We start from the raw sequence: 15629 nt of genomic DNA on the forward strand, positions 1-15629 counted from the left end.
GGTTATTGTAGGTTCCGTAATCGTTGGGTGGATTCCTGGTTTTTCTCCAGCCTGGACTGCAACTCAGCCTCTATCCCCCGTTCTTTAGCCACGATTTCCGGCGGGGCATTGTTGAGGAACTTTTGGTTGCCGAGTTTGCCGCTGACCCGCTGCAACTCCTTTTCCAGTTTTCCCCGCTCACGGGCCAGTTTTTCCAGCTCAGCCTCCACGTCAATGAGTCCGCTCAGGGGAATGACCAGCTCCACCTCCTGGACCATGGCATGGCCGGCATCGTCGGGGATGGTACCCTGGTCAACGATGGTCAGCTGCTTTGCCCGCACCATGGCCTCGATGCCGCCCCTAAACTGCTCGATCACTGTACGCTTGCGCGCATCGCCACAGATAATGGTGGCATCGACCTTGGCGGTCGGGTGCAATTCCGCTTCGGTGCGGATGGTTCTGAGCCCGGAAATGACATCCATGAGCAACTCCATATCCTGCTCGGCCGCTGTATTCGTCCATTCCGGCCGTGCCTCCGGGAACTGCTCGGTCATGATGGTCGTCCGCGTACCCGGCAGCTGGCTCCAGATCTCCTCGGTCACAAACGGGGAGACCGGGTGCATCAGTTTGAGGATATTTTCCAGTACTCCCAACAAGACCCCCTGGGCATTCCGGCGTCGCGCGGGATCATCGCCATAGAGGTCGGCCTTGATCCACTCCAGGTACCAATCACAGAACTCATGCCAGATAAACTGGTAGATGGTGGAAGCGACCTCATTGAAATGATAACCTTCAAGCGCAGCCCGGACCTGAGCAATGGTAGCCGTGGTGCGACTCAGTATCCAGCGATGGGCAAGATCCAGTTCGCCCGGCGTATCAGCTACGGCGGTCACCTGCGGATCCACGTCCTTGATATGCATCTGAGCAAAACGCGCGGCATTCCACAGCTTATTGATAAAGCGTCGATACCCCTCCACCCGCTCTTCATCCATACGAATTTCCCGGCCCTGGGCGGCAAAGGCGGTCAGAGTGAAGCGGAAGGCGTCAGTACCGTACTGGCCGATCATCACCAGCGGATCGATCACGTTGCCGGTGGACTTGGACATTTTTTTCCCGTCCTTGTCCCGTACCAGGGCATGGAGGTAGACATCGCGAAAGGGCACCTCATCCATGAAATGCAGCCCCATCATCATCATCCGCGCCACCCAGAAAAAGAGGATATCAAAGCTGGTGATCAGCACCGAGGTGGGATAAAAGGTCTGCAGCTCCCTGGTCTGCTCCGGCCACCCCAGGGTAGAAAAAGGCCACAGGGCGGAACTGAACCAGGTATCGAGCACATCGGTTTCCTGCCGCAACGCGCTGCTGCCGCACTTGGTACAGGTGGTCGGGTCCTCGAGTTCGACCATCACCTCGCCGCAGTCCTCACAGGTCCAGGCCGGGATGCGATGGCCCCACCAGATCTGCCTGGAAATGCACCAATCGCGGATATTGTCCATCCAGGCATAGAAGGTCTTGTGCCAGGTGGAAGGATAGATATTGATCCGTTGCTCGCGGACCGCGGCTACCGCTTTATCGGCCAAGGGACGGACTGAAACAAACCACTGCTTGGAGGTGGTGGGCTCCACCACGGTAGCGCAGCGGTAGCATTTGCCCACCGCATGCTGATAGTCTTCAATCTTTTCCAGATAGCCCTGGGACTCCAGGTCGGCCACTATCTGTTTGCGGCAGGCAAAACGGTCCATGCCGGCATAGGACCCGGCGGCTTCGTTCATGATCCCCTTGTCATCCATGACCTTGAGGCGGTCCAGGTCATGACGCAGGCCGATTTCGTAGTCGTCACGGTCATGGGCAGGGGTGACCTTGAGCGCCCCGGTACCGAACTCGCGCTGTACGTGATGATCAAGCACCACCGGAATAATGCGTCCGGTCAGCGGCAACTCGATTCCGACCTTTTCCAGCCCCTGGTAGCGTTCATCCTCGGGATGGACCGCCACAGCCGTATCGCCGAGCATGGTTTCCGGACGGGTGGTGGCCACCACCACATGACCGCTCCCGTCGGCATAGGGATAACGGATATGGTAAAGCTTGCCGTCGGTCGGGTCGTGCTCGACCTCATCGTCGGCCAGGGCCGTGTGACAGCGGGGACACCAGTTGACAATGTAGTCGCCCTTGTAGATAAGCCCTTCCCTGTAGAGCCGGACAAACACCTCGCGTACCGCACTGGAAAGCCCCTCGTCCATGGTGAATCGTTCCCGGTCCCAGTCGCAGGAGGCGCCCATCCGCTTGAGCTGACTGATAATGGTCCCCCCTTTTTCGCGGCGCCAGTCCCAGACCCGCTCAATAAACTGTTCCCGGCCCACCTCGTGCCGGGTGGTCCCTTCGGCCGCCAGCTGTCGTTCAACCACATTCTGAGTGGCAATACCGGCATGGTCGGTTCCCGGCACCCAGAGGGTGTTGTCTCCCTTCATCCGATGGTAACGGACCAGGATATCCTGCAGGGTATTATTGAGCGCATGGCCGATGTGGAGAACCCCGGTTACATTGGGCGGAGGAATAACGATGGAAAAGGCTGGTTTCCCTGCATCCAGGGTGGCGGAAAAACTTTTTTCCGCCATCCAGCGGCTGTACCATCGCTGCTCAACTTCATCAAACTCATACCCCTTGGGCAGATCATACTTCTCGTTTATTTGCGTTGCTGATTTTTCCATCATCCTCTCGCACCGGCAGGGTACCGGCTCAATGCTCTCCAGTTTATGATATGGTCAGTAGGGTTTAAGGCGAAATAGTCGACTGTTGCCGCAGGCCGGGACTTGCTGCTACATGATGCTCCAGGGTTTGGGCATGAAAATCTGGGTGTACAGCCCAAGGGCGTACCGATCGGTCATGCCGGCAATAAAATCGCAGACCTGTCGATGCCGCTTGGTCTCTTCGGTTTTGTTGTTAATGGGTTGCCTCAGCTGGCAGTAGACGCCAGCACCGTGAACCGGGAACTCATGGCTGAGAAAGTAGCCATAGAGGTCGCGAATAATTCGCTGCGCCTTCTCAAATTCATCATGCACCCGCCAATTACGGTAGACATTGTCATAGAGGAACGAGCGCAGCTCATTGATGGTCTCCTCCATTCCGGGGCTGAGATGCAGGTGGCCATCGTCAACACCCGTGGTCGTCTCCACCAGGTCGCCGACCATGGCCTTGATCCGCTGCGATGAACTTTCTCCCAGCACCTGCCGAAGAGGCATGGGAAGATCGCTGCTCTTGACCATCTCTGCCCGAATGGCGTCATCCAGGTCATGATTGACATAGGCCATGATATCGGCAACCCGCACCAGCTGCCCTTCCAGGGTAGCCGGCAATTCCCCGGTGTTTTCCGGAAGAATGGCTCCATAGCCTTTGGAATGCTTGAGGATCCCGTTGCGCACCTCCCAGGTGAGGTTCAACCCTTGACCGTCATTTTCAAGAAAATCGACGATGCGCAGACTCTGTTGAAAATGCCTAAACCCTTTGGGATGGAGCTGATTGAGACTGAACTCACCTGCATGGCCAAATGGTGTATGCCCCAGATCGTGCCCCAGGGCAATGGCCTCGGCCAGGTATTCGTTCAACCGCAGGCAGGCGGCCATGCTGCGGGCAATCTGGGACACCTCAAGCACATGGGTGAGGCGGGTACGATAGTGGTCTCCGGCAGGAGCGAGAAATACCTGGGTCTTATGCTTGAGCCGGCGAAAGGTCTTGCAATGAATGATGCGGTCACGGTCACGCTGAAAGGCGGTCCGCAATTCGCACGGCTGATGTTTTTTTCCCCGGTTCGGGGAAAATCTTCCCCTGGACGCACTGCTCAGGCAGGCGTGGGGGGAAAGGACACGTTTTTCCAACTCCTCCTGCTGCTGCCGGATGGTCTGCTTCATGGCATTATCGTTTTTTCCTTGCTCTTGGTGTGGGAAATGCTCACGCCTTTCAGCTGTTTCCTCCAGGCTGCCACAGGAGATACGACTTGATAAAACGCTCCAGTTTGCCATCCAGCACGGCATCAACGTTGCCTTCCTCACAGCCGGTACGATGATCTTTGATCATCCGATAGGGCTGGAGAACGTAGGAACGAATCTGGGAGCCCCAAGCGATCTCCTTCTTATCTCCCTGAAGATTTTCATGCTCCTTGGCCTGCTCCTCCCGTTCCTTTTCCAGCAACCGCGCCATGAGCATCTTCATCGCCATGTCCTTGTTGCGATGCTGAGAGCGTTCGTTCTGGCACTGAACGACGATGCCGCTGGGCAGGTGGGTGATGCGAATAGCCGAATCGGTCTTGTTGACGTGCTGACCGCCGGCGCCACTGGCCCGGTAGGTATCTATGCGGATATCCTTGTCCTGGATATCCACTTCCACATCGTCGTCAAGCTCCGGCAGGACCATCACCGAGGCAAAAGAGGTATGCCTGCGGCCGCTGGCATCAAAGGGAGATATACGCACCAGACGGTGAATGCCGATCTCTGAACGAAGATAGCCATATGCATACTTGCCTTTGACCAGAACGGTAACACTTTTGGTCCCGGCTTCATCACCGGGCAGTAAGTCGAGAATATCGGTTTTGAATCCCTTATCCTCAGCCCACCGGAGGTACATGCGCAGCAACATCCCCACCCAGTCCTGTGCCTCGGTGCCGCCCGCTCCGGCATGAATGGTGACGATCCCGTTACCGGCATCATGCTCGCCGCTGAACATGCATTCCAACTCGACCAGACCAATGCGGTCCTGCAGGGTCGACAGGGCATCGACGACCTCCTGAAAGGTCTCCCCATCCGCTTCTTCCACAGCCATGTCGAGCAACATCTCGGTCTCTTCCAGGTCAGTATAACTTTTTTCCCAGGATTCGATCACGTCCTGCAGCTGACCCAGCTGCCGCTGCACCTTTTTCGCTGTTGCCTGATCGTTCCAGAAGTTGGGAGAAAGCGTCTGCCGCTCGAGCAGCTCCACCTGTTCCTTTTTATTATCTAAGTCAAAGATGCTCCTTCAGGGCAAGCATTTTGCCCTTGAGGTCATTCACTTGTTGTCGGGCATCGGCGGATTCACTGATTTCTGCCATGGGTACTCCTCTTTCTATACGCTCATTACAATGTTGACAAACGGTGTATATTATCCAGTAACCGTACAAGTCTCAAGAGGGGAAAAGCGGAAAACCGGATTTCAACCTAAAAAAAGCGCCACCGTCTGCACTCCAGCCCCTGATCAGCCCTGTCGGCGATACATCACCACCAGTGCAGCCACCCCGCACAGGCAGCAAAGCCCGAACAGGTGCCCGGCGCGGGAAAAAACCGTTTTCTCCTCCCACAGGCTGACCTGTTCGGTCAGAGCGGCTGGAACGAACAGCTCGGAGCGGCGGGTGATGTTGCCTGCAGGATCGACAAAGGCGCTGATGCCGGTATTTGCCGCACGAACCAGTGACCGCCTGGTCTCCACCGCCCGAAAAACGGCCATGGCCATGGATTGATGAGGCGCGCTTGATCGCCCGTACCAGGCATCATTGGTCAGATTGACCAGCAGGTTGGCTCCCTGGGCGACACTTGCTCGGGCGATCTCCGGGAAAATCGACTCAAAACAGATCAACACGCCCATGCGGATAGTGCCCATGGTCAGCGGCAGGCTGGATGTTCCGGCACTGAAATTGCCTACACTGACCACCAGTGGCGAAAGAAACGGGAGATATTTTTTCAACGGTACATACTCACCGAACGGCACCAGGTGCTGTTTTCGGTAATGGCCCGTCACCCTGCCATCGGTATCGAGCAGCAGGGCGGCATTGTAATAGTTGACCTGACCGTCATCTTCTCCTGTGGAAGGACCTCTGGCATAGGTGGGGGCTCCGGTCAGCAGCCAGACATTATTCTCGTGCACGAATCGGGCAACGCCAGATGCAAGAGGGCTGCGCTGCAGGTAGAAAGGCAATGCCGTTTCCGGCCAGACCACCAATTCGACATCCCCTGCGCTGAGTTCCTTTTCCGAAAGCCGGACATAGGTCGCCACGGTAGCTGCTTTTTTTCCTGGTGTCCATTTTTCAGCCTGATCGATATTTCCCTGCACAGCCGTTACCCTGGCCTGCAGGCCCCGGACAGTCGCCAGCTGCACGATATCGTAGCGCAGAAAAGAATAGCCAAAAAGGAAAACCAGGCAGCCGCCGGCCAAAAGCAGCATCCGTCGTTCACCGCGAATATTCCAGCGGACATCAGAGCGCTGACGATCGATAATTGCCACCACCAGGCTGTTGCACAGTACCAGGGCAAAGGTCACCGTATGATGGCCGCCCAGGTCGGCGGCCTGAATAAGCACGGGCTGGCTGTAGAGGCCGTACCCGAGATCCATCCAGGGAAAACCGCTGAAAAGCATGCTGCGCAGGCTATCAAGCGCAACCCAGAGTACCGGTGCGAACCAGACCAACCCGGCAATAGACCGTTCCCGCTGCCACCAGCGACCGGTAAACCGACTGAGGAGAAAACAGAACAGCGCCCAGTAGCAGCTCATGTAGAGTGCGAGCAGCACCAATGCTCCCACTGCCAGAAAAAGAGGCAGTCCGCCGTAGCGCCCCACCGCGACAACCACCCAATAGATGAGCGCCAGGTGATAGACAAAGCCTATTGCCAAACCTGCTAGCCCGCTGCGCAGGGGCGGCAGACGGAGGCAAAGCATCAGCAGCGGTACCAGCGCTATGAACAGCAGCGGCCACCAGCCGAAATGTCCCGGCATGCCAACGGTCAACAATAGCGCAGAGGTTGCCCCGCACCCGACAATGGTGCGCGACGAAAGATCAGTCATCCTGGTCAGCCGACTCCTGGAAAGTTATCCTGAGCGTTTTTACTCGCCGCTTGTCAGCCCCAAGCACTTGAAAGAGAAGCGGTGCATACTCCACCTGGTCGCCGGTTGCCGGTACCTTGCCCAGCTGGTGGATGACAAAGCCTCCCACCGATTCATAAGGACCTTCGGGCAAGTGTAGCCCGAAATGGGCCTCCACCTCTTCAATGTCTATCTTGGCATCGACAATGATGGTCTCATCGTTCACCACCCGCAGCTCGCGTTCTTCCTGGTCGTGCTCATCATCAATTTCGCCGACGATTTCCTCGATCACATCCTCCAGCGTGATGAGCCCGCGCACACTACCGAATTCGTCCACCACCATGGCCATATGGTTTTTTTTGGTCTGAAAATCCTGGAGCAGTTCAGTGATCGGCTTGGATTCCTGAATCAACATGGGTGGATTGAGGTACTCCTGGATGGTAAAGGGATGGCTGCTGTCTCCGGCACAGATTCTGAGCAGATCCTTGGCATGGAGGATGCCGAGAATGTGGTCCGGATTTTCGCGGTAGATGGGAATACGCGTATACCCCTGCTTGTTGATCATCCGCACCAACTCCTCCACGGTGGAGGTCTCTGCGGCACAGACAATTTCTGCCGAAGGGGTCATGATTTCCGAGGCTATGGTCTCGCGAAAGTCAAAGATGGAACTGATCAGCCGCTCTTCCTCACGGGTAATCAGGCCCTGTTCTTCTCCTTCCTCCAGCAACTCCTGGATTTCATTTTCCAATTCTTCAGTGGTATCCGGGGCGCCGCGCAAACGAAAAAAAGAGCGCAGTCCTTCAAGGAAACCTTTGGACGACGGGTGGGGTTCGGATTTGGTATCTGCTGATGTCTCTGATGTGTCCATGCTGCCTGGTGCAAAATTCAATAAAACAGGTGGAATATGGTGAAAGTAGGCCGGTTCACGGCAAAGTCAAGTTCTTTTGCATCACCAGAGCGTATTTCCTTGTCCTTGCCGCTTTAGTGTTTCAGCTGCAGACGACAGCCTATCCTCTGGCCATATTTTCCCTGAATAATAGAAAAAATTACCTGGTGACAGTGCATCGGACCATTTTCTGCTTATGGTGTAGGTACATGATACCTGCCATTTTCCCCTCGGCAGAGGGTCGGTGTTGACGACGGAAGCCTAACGCAACCTGGAGGTGCTCTATGGGGTATGTGGTACTGTTGTTGCTGCTGCTTGGTCTTGTTTTTTTCCTCTCTCTTTTTCGCATTTCACTCAAATTCTCTTCCCTGATTCTTGTTGCTGCCCTGGTGGTCTGGTCGCTGGCAGCCTCTCCGTTGCCTTGGGTAAGCATCCTTTTTCTGGGGGCGGGATTGGCTGCAGCAGTGGTACTCAACTACGAGTCGCTGCGGCAGCGCTACCTCACCGCCCCTCTGTTCGGCCGCGCCCGGCAGATCATGCCAAAAGTCAGCCAGACTGAGCAGGAGGCACTTGACGCCGGCAAGGTCTGGTGGGATGCCGAGCTCTGGACCGGCGCACCCGACTGGCAAAAAATCCTCGCCTACCCCCAGACCCATCTCACTGCTGAGGAACAGGCATTTCTCAGCGGACCGGTGGAGGAGCTGTGCGGCCTCCTCGATGACTGGCAGATCACCCATACACTCCTCGACCTGCCGCCTGCCGTGTGGCAGTTTCTCAAAGACAACCGTTTTTTCGGCATGATCATTCCCCGGGAATATGGCGGACTCGGCTTTTCCGCCACCGCTCATTCGGCCATTATCACCAAGATCGCCAGCCGAAGTATCCCGGCGGCAGTCACGGTCATGGTGCCCAACTCCATCGGTCCGGCGGAGCTGCTGCTTCACTACGGCACCCAGGAGCAACGGGACTACTACCTGCCGCGCCTTGCCGCAGGCGAAGAGGTCCCTTGTTTCGGCCTCACCGGCCCGGAAGCGGGAAGCGATGCCAGCTCCACCCCGGATTACGGTATCGTCTGTCGAGACGAATACCAGGGCCAGGAAGTCACCGGCATCCGCCTCAACTGGCATAAACGCTACATTACACTGAGCCCTGTCGCCACCCTCATCGGACTGGCCTTTAAGCTTTACGATCCCGACCACATACTGGGCGACCAGGAAGAGCTTGGCATTACCTTTGCCGTCATCCCCGGCGATACTCCGGGTATATGGACAGGGAACCGGCATTTCCCCCTGAACTGCCCGTTTCAGAACGGTCCCATGAAAGGCAAGAACGTCTTTGTTCCCCTGGATATGGTTATAGGCGGCAGCAGCGGCGTTGGCAAAGGCTGGAGCATGCTGATGGAGGCCCTGGCGGCAGGCAGGGGCATCTCCCTCCCCGCCCTGTCCACAGGGGGCGCTAAGCTGGCAACCAGGGCTATGGGGGCCTATGCCGTGGCCAGAAAGCAGTTTAATCTCCCTATTCACCGCTTTGAAGGCGTAGAGGAAGCGCTTACCCGCATCGGTGGCAACACCTATATCATGGATAGCGCCAGAGCCGTTACCGTCAATGGCATCGACAACGGCGAGCGGCCGGCTGTCATCACAGCGATCGTCAAATACCACCTGACCGAGTTGATGCGCTCGGTGGTGAACGATGCCATGGACGTGCACGGTGGTGCAGGCATCTGCCTGGGACCTCGAAACCTGCTGGGCAGGATGTACCAGTCAGCCCCTATCGGTATAACCGTTGAAGGTGCGAATATCCTTACCCGCACTTTCATTATTTTCAATCAGAGTCTCCTCCGCTGCCATCCTTACGTTTACCAGGAGATCAAAGCCATTGAAGCAGACAGCCTGCAGCAGTTTGACCGGGCGCTTTTCGGCCACCTCGGTTTCCTGCTCACCAACTGGAGCCGTTCCCTGTGGGGCGCTTTAGGCGCAACCCTGCTGCCGACGAGGCATGGCAACAAGGTCACCGGCACCTATATCCGCCGCGTCAGCAGGCTCTCTTCCGCATTTGCCCTTGCCGGTGACGTCTCCATGCTGGTACTGGGCGCCGATCTCAAACGCAAAGAGAAGCTTACCGGCAGACTGGGTGATACCATCGGCAACCTCTTTCTCAGCCTGGCCGTGATCAAACATTACCACGATTCCGGTGCACCGGAGAGTGACACGCCGCTGGTTGAGTGGGCGTGCCAGAAATGCCTCCACGCCGCCCAGGAGAGCCTGCTCGACCTTTATGCCAACTTTCCGGTTCCTGCTCTAGGCCGACTGCTTCGCCTGGCGACTTTTCCTCTGGGGCGTTCCTACCGGCCTCCGGGAGACCGGCTGGGCCGCCAGGTCGCCGCCATCCTCCTTGCCGACACCCCCCAGCGTGATCGTCTAACCGACGGCATCTACCTGCCCGACTCTTCCCAGGACCCTCTGGGCAGACTGGATGCCTTTCTGCGACTTTCCGCAGCGGCACAGGCAGGGGAAGCTGCCCTGCACAAAGCGATCAAGGCAGGTGAAGTCAGCGGTTCAACCGTTGAAGAACGCATTGAGCAGGGACGTGAAAAAGCATTCCTCACCCGGGAGCAGGCCGAACAGCTGCTGCGCGTCGAGCAGTATCGAAAAGAAATCATTACCGTCGATGATTTTGACAACGCAACCCTGTCAGGGGGAACATCCCTATGAGTCATCACCCGCCAGTATACATTGTTGACGGAAGCCGTACACCGTTTTTGAAATCCAGCGGCAAACCCGGACCGTTTACCGCCGCTGACCTGCTTGTTGCCACGGGCAAGCAACTGCTCGCCCGCCAGCCCTTTGCTCCGGAAGCACTCAGTGAAGTCATTATCGGCAGCGTTCTCCCCAGTCCCGATGAGGTCAACATTGCCCGGGTTGCCTCGCAGCGTCTTGGCTGCGGCCCCGGTGTGCCGGCCTGGACGGTACAACGAAACTGCGGCTCAGGCATGCAGGCCCTGGAAACGGCGATGGAGCGGATCAGAGGCGGCCATTCCACCCTCATCCTCGCCGGCGGGGTGGATGCAATGAGCCATGCACCGGTGCTGATGAGCGATGAAATGATCGGCTGGTTATCCGATGTGCAAAAGGCCAAAGGGACTATAGCCAAACTTCGACAACTGGTACAACTGCGCCCCAGGTACCTGCGCCCGATTTTCGGCATCCTTCGCGGCTTGACCGACCCGGTGGTCAATCTCAACATGGGTCAGACAGCGGAAAACCTGGCCAACATGTTTCATATTCAGCGGGATGAAATGGACAGCTATGCGCTCAGCAGCCACCAACAGCTGGCAGCAGCCTTTGATGAAGGACGCATGCAGGAGGTGACGCCGATTTATACTGCTGACGGGCACTGTTACGAGGAAGACGATGGTCTGCGCAGAGATTCCTCGCTGGAAAAGCTGTCCAGGCTGCGTCCAGTGTTTGATCGCCGCTTCGGCCGCATTACCGCTGGCAACGGTGCTCAGATAACCGACGGCGCAGCCCTGTTGCTCCTGGCCGGTGAAGAAGCCGTCAAGCAGTACAATCTGCCCGTACTCGGCACCATCGAAGACACCTGCTGGGCGGGATTGGCGCCGGAATACATGGGACTTGGCCCGGTTCATGCCACCATTCCACTCCTGGCCCGCAACCTTCTTGGGCTGCAGGATATCGACTACTGGGAACTCAACGAGGCATTCGCGGCCCAGGTACTGGCCTGTACCAGGGCCTTTGCCGACGAGAAATACTGTCGGCAGCACTTTGATCTGCACGAACCGCTGGGCACCATTGCCAAGGATCGACTGAATGTGGATGGCGGGGCCATCAGTCTCGGTCATCCTGTGGGTGCCAGCGGAGCGAGGATCGTCCTCCATCTGCTCCATGTCCTGAAGCAGCGTGATGCCCGATTAGGCGTCGCAACCCTCTGCATAGGGGGCGGTCAGGGTGGAGCAATGCTCATTAAAAACAGTGCGTGATGCACCCAGGATGCACAACCCAGCCTAGGACGTGGAGCAGAGAGATGACCATGGAAACAACTACCTTGTCACACTGGAAATACCATACAGATGACGCCGGCATATGTTGGCTGACCATTGACGTCGCAGGAAAATCCGCCAACATCCTCTCTGTCCAGGTTCTCGAAGAACTGGACTCAGCCCTTGCAGCCATCGACAAAGAAGCGCCTCGCAGCCTGGTCATCCAGTCGGGCAAGCCATCCGGCTTCATTGCCGGTGCGGATATCAATGCGTTCACCGCCATCTCCTCCAGAGAAGAGGCGCTGGCGCTTATCAAAAAGGGGCAGCACCTTTTTACCCGGCTGGAAGAGCTGCCCTTTCCCACCGCCAGCCTTATTCAAGGGTTCTGCCTGGGTGGAGGGCTGGAGCTGGCGCTCGCCTGCACCTATCGCATCGCTGCTGATGACCCGGCAACCAAAATAGGGTTGCCTGAGGTAAAACTCGGGATCCATCCGGGCTTTGGCGGCACGGTCCGACTGGTCAAACTCATTGGCGCCCCGGCAGCCCTGCCCCTGATGCTCAGCGGTAGAATATTGGCTGCCCGGCAGGCCGCAAAGCTGGGGATCGTCACCCACGCAGTACCGCCCCGTCTCCTGCGTCCCGCCGTCAGGCAAACCCTTGCCAAACAGGGCCCGCTCCGGCGGAGCCTCACTGCTCGTCTTGCAGACTCTGCCCCTGGTCGACCACTGGTAGCAGCACTTGCCAGAAAACGCTTACGCACCCGGGTCCGCGCGGAGCACTATCCCGCCCCTTTTGCCCTGCTCAAACTGTGGGAACAGCATGGCGGCTCACCACGGGATATGATGGAGCAGGAAGCCCGCTCAGTAGCGAACCTGATACGCACCCCTGCAGCCCAAAACCTGATTCGGGTCTTCACCCTCCAGGAAAAACTGAAATCTCTACCCGCTGATACCTCGTTTGCTCCCCGTCATATCCATGTGATCGGGGCTGGAGTCATGGGGGGAGACATTGCCGCCTGGTGCGCTCTGCGCGGATTCAAGGTTTCCATTCAGGACAATACCCACCAGATTCTGGCAGGCGCGGTGCAAAGGGCCGGCAAACTGTTCAGGCGAAAACTCCGGGCGCCCCACCTTGTTACAGCGGCCCAGGACAGGTTCCTTCCTGATATCGATGGCGTTGGCATTTCCAGTGCAGACGTGGTCATTGAAGCCATTTTCGAGGACGTCAGTGCCAAAAAAGCGCTCTTTGCGCAGGTAGTACCGAAATTACGCTCTGAGGCCCTGTTGGCCACCAATACCTCCTCCATCCCCCTGGAGACCTTGGCCGACGACCTGCCGGCCCCTGAGCGGCTGGTCGGTCTTCATTTTTTCAATCCTGTGGCCCGCATGCAGCTGGTGGAAGTCGTCAGCACGGCCTATTCTGCAGCCGCAGATATTGACAAGGCTATCCAGTTCACCCATACAATCGGTAAATTGCCGCTGCCTGTGCAAAGCAGCCCGGGTTTTCTGGTCAACCGCATCCTCATGCCCTATCTGCATGAGGCAGCTCTGCTCGAAGCCGAGGGCATCTCACCAACTGCCATTGACCAGGCTGCAGAGGCCTTTGGCATGCCGGTCGGTCCTATTGAGTTGATGGATCTGGTCGGCTTGGATATCTGTCATTCAGTGGCGGAATTCATGGCCGATCGGCCGGCGATGAAGATGCCGGAAAACCTGAACCGACTGCTTGAGCAGGGACGACGCGGAAAAAAAAGCGGAGCCGGCTATTACACCTACAAAAAAGGGCGACCGCGTAAACCGGCTATTGGCAAGAAAACGCCCCTCCCTGAAGACCTGACCGATCGGTTGATTCTTCGCCTGGTCAATGAAAGCGTGGCCTGTCTCCGCGAAGGCGTGGTCGCCGACCAGGAGCTGCTTGATGCTGGAATGATTTTCGGAACCGGATTCGCCCCCTTCAGGGGAGGGGTCATGCACTATGTACACGACCAGTCGACAACGGTGCTGCTGAAGCGGCTGGAGCAGCTGCACGCAACCTATGGCAAACGGTTCATGCCAGACCAGGGATGGAAAACCATCTCCAGCCCACGCCACGATTAACCATAGCTGTCGTACCGCCACCTGCATCCCGGAAACCCCAAGGAGGCTTTCGATGCCGCGACCAACAGCCTACATACTTCCTGACCACGTCCATACCCTGCATGGTCTTTTTCTGGAGCGCATTGCCCGCAGTCCGAAGAAGCGGGCCTATCACTACTACGACCGGACTGCCGATGTCTGGCAGGATATTACCTGGGAGGAAATGGGCAAGCGACTGGCGGTCTGGAAAGCAGCGCTTGCGGCCGAACAACTTACTCCCGGAGACAGGGTCGCCCTGATGCTCCCCAACAGTCCTGAATGGGTCTGCTTTGATATTGCATCGCTTTCCCTTGGCCTGGTCGTGGTGCCCCTGTTCGCCAATGACCGGCCGGAAAACATCGCCTACATCCTTGAAGAGACCGGGGCGAAAATTTTGCTCTGCCCGGGGCTTGCCTACTGGAACGACCTGGAACCGGTGCTGTTTCGGCTGAAACAGCTGCAACGGATTGTTACCCTCGATTATTGCAAAATTCAAGACGAGGACCAACGCATTGCCTGCAGCAGCGATTGGCTTGCGCACAAACCGCAAGATATCGATGAACAGATTAACGATGGCGAGCGGCTGGCGACCATTGTGTTCACTTCCGGCACAACCGGACCGCCCAAAGGGGTGATGCTGAGCCACCGTAATATTCTGGAAAACAGCTTTGCAGGTCTCAAGGCCATCAGCGTCTACCCCGAGGACCTGTTTCTCTCCTTTCTGCCGATGTCGCACATGCTGGAACGGACTGTCGGGTATTATCTGCCGGTAATGGCCGGGGCCACCGTTGCCTATGTCCGCTCAATTCCTCAGCTTGGCGAAGACATCCAGCAGGTGCAGCCGACGGCACTGATCGCCGTGCCTCGTATTTTTGAAAAGATCTATGCGGGTATAACGGCAAAACTGGCCGACAAGAGCGCGCTCACTCGAAAGCTTTTCACCCTCGCGGTAGAGGTCGGCTGGCAGCGTTTTGAATACGAGCAGGGAAGAAAAGCCTGGTCACCCACGCTCCTGTTCCATCCCTTGCTTGATCGGCTGGTTGCAGTTAAAGTTCGTAGGCAGCTCGGGGGTAAACTGCGGGTCATCATCAGCGGGGGCGCCGCCCTTGCTCAGGAGATCACCAAGGTATTTATCGGCCTTGGGCTGCCGATCTGCCAGGGCTACGGCCTGACAGAAACAAGTCCGGTGGTGAGTGTCAATCGCATGGAGGACAACCTGCCGGACAGTGTGGGCCCTCCGTTGCCAGGCGTTGAGGTGCAGATTGGCGACGACAGGGAACTTCTCGTACGCGGGAGCTGCGTGATGCAGGGGTACTGGCAGGATCCGTCTGCAACAGCCCAGGTCATGACCCCTGAGGGATGGCTGCGCACCGGTGACCAGGTATCAATGACCGGAGAGCATATCCGGATCATCGGCAGGCGCAAAGAGATCATCGTCCTCAGCAACTCGGAAAAAGTTGCTCCGGTGGATCTGGAAATGGCCATTGCCATTGATCCGCTGTTCGAACAGGTCATGGTGATCGGTGAAAACAAGCCGTTCCTGACGATGGTCGCCGTCCTGGATCCAGAGGAGTGGAAAAAGCTGTGCTCATCCCTTGACTTGCCCCAGAGCCCCGAATCGCTGGAGGCTGATGCGCTGCAGGAAGAGGCGCTGGCCCGAGTTGATCAACGACTGCACGCCTTCCCGGGCTTTGCCTGGATAAAACAGGCCACCCTGACCCTGGATCCCTGGACAGTAGAAAACGGATTATTAACCCCCACACTGAAAATCAAACGACAAAAAATCGCGGAACTCCTGGAGCAGGAGATACATCGCATGTATGCGTGAGCA

At 57.2% G+C, this 15629-nt stretch carries 9 protein-coding genes; 4 read left to right on the forward strand and 5 right to left on the reverse strand.

Annotated features, from left to right (window positions below; all coding sequences use genetic code 11):
* Positions 1-2: 2 nt before the first annotated feature.
* The 5 genes from ACZ52Z_RS10975 to ACZ52Z_RS10995 all read right to left on the reverse strand — a co-directional run bounded on the left by ACZ52Z_RS10975 (position 3) and on the right by ACZ52Z_RS10995 (position 7666).
* Positions 3-2687, reverse strand: a complete 2685-nt coding sequence (locus ACZ52Z_RS10975; protein WP_464270784.1) for a valine--tRNA ligase — start codon at positions 2685-2687, stop codon at positions 3-5.
* Positions 2688-2795: 108 nt separating this feature from the next.
* Complete coding sequence (locus ACZ52Z_RS10980; RefSeq protein WP_464266831.1) at positions 2796-3884, reverse strand: deoxyguanosinetriphosphate triphosphohydrolase; 1089 nt, start codon at positions 3882-3884, stop codon at positions 2796-2798.
* Between the two features lie 49 nt (positions 3885-3933).
* Positions 3934-5056 (reverse strand): peptide chain release factor 2 gene (prfB, locus tag ACZ52Z_RS10985; RefSeq protein ID WP_464266832.1). Its coding sequence is split into 2 segments (ribosomal slippage): positions 3934-4971 and positions 4973-5056, totalling 1122 coding nucleotides; the frame shifts between segments, so codons are not numbered across the junction.
* Between the two features lie 143 nt (positions 5057-5199).
* A complete protein-coding gene (gene lnt, locus ACZ52Z_RS10990; RefSeq protein ID WP_464266833.1) occupies positions 5200-6780 on the reverse strand; it encodes an apolipoprotein N-acyltransferase in 1581 nt (526 codons plus the stop codon).
* A complete protein-coding gene (locus tag ACZ52Z_RS10995) occupies positions 6773-7666 on the reverse strand; it encodes a hemolysin family protein (protein WP_464266834.1) in 894 nt (297 codons plus the stop codon). Before ACZ52Z_RS10995 ends, lnt begins: the two co-directional genes overlap by 8 nt.
* Before the next feature lie 302 nt (positions 7667-7968).
* Here ACZ52Z_RS10995 and ACZ52Z_RS11000 point away from each other — a divergent pair, with 302 nt between their 5' ends.
* Genes ACZ52Z_RS11000 through ACZ52Z_RS11015 form a run of 4 tightly spaced genes read left to right on the forward strand, consistent with a single transcriptional unit; the run spans position 7969 to position 15626 of the window.
* On the forward strand, positions 7969-10398 hold the full coding sequence (locus ACZ52Z_RS11000) for an acyl-CoA dehydrogenase (RefSeq protein ID WP_464266835.1): 2430 nt from the start codon (positions 7969-7971) through the stop codon (positions 10396-10398).
* Complete coding sequence (locus ACZ52Z_RS11005; protein WP_464266836.1) at positions 10395-11684, forward strand: acetyl-CoA C-acetyltransferase; 1290 nt, start codon at positions 10395-10397, stop codon at positions 11682-11684. Before ACZ52Z_RS11000 ends, ACZ52Z_RS11005 begins: the two co-directional genes overlap by 4 nt.
* A gap of 50 nt (positions 11685-11734) precedes the next feature.
* On the forward strand, positions 11735-13780 hold the full coding sequence (locus ACZ52Z_RS11010; RefSeq protein WP_464266837.1) for a 3-hydroxyacyl-CoA dehydrogenase NAD-binding domain-containing protein: 2046 nt from the start codon (positions 11735-11737) through the stop codon (positions 13778-13780).
* Positions 13781-13832: 52 nt separating this feature from the next.
* A complete protein-coding gene (locus ACZ52Z_RS11015; RefSeq protein ID WP_464266838.1) occupies positions 13833-15626 on the forward strand; it encodes an AMP-dependent synthetase/ligase in 1794 nt (597 codons plus the stop codon).
* Positions 15627-15629 lie beyond the last annotated feature (3 nt).

This window comes from Desulfogranum aggregans (assembly GCF_055398265.1).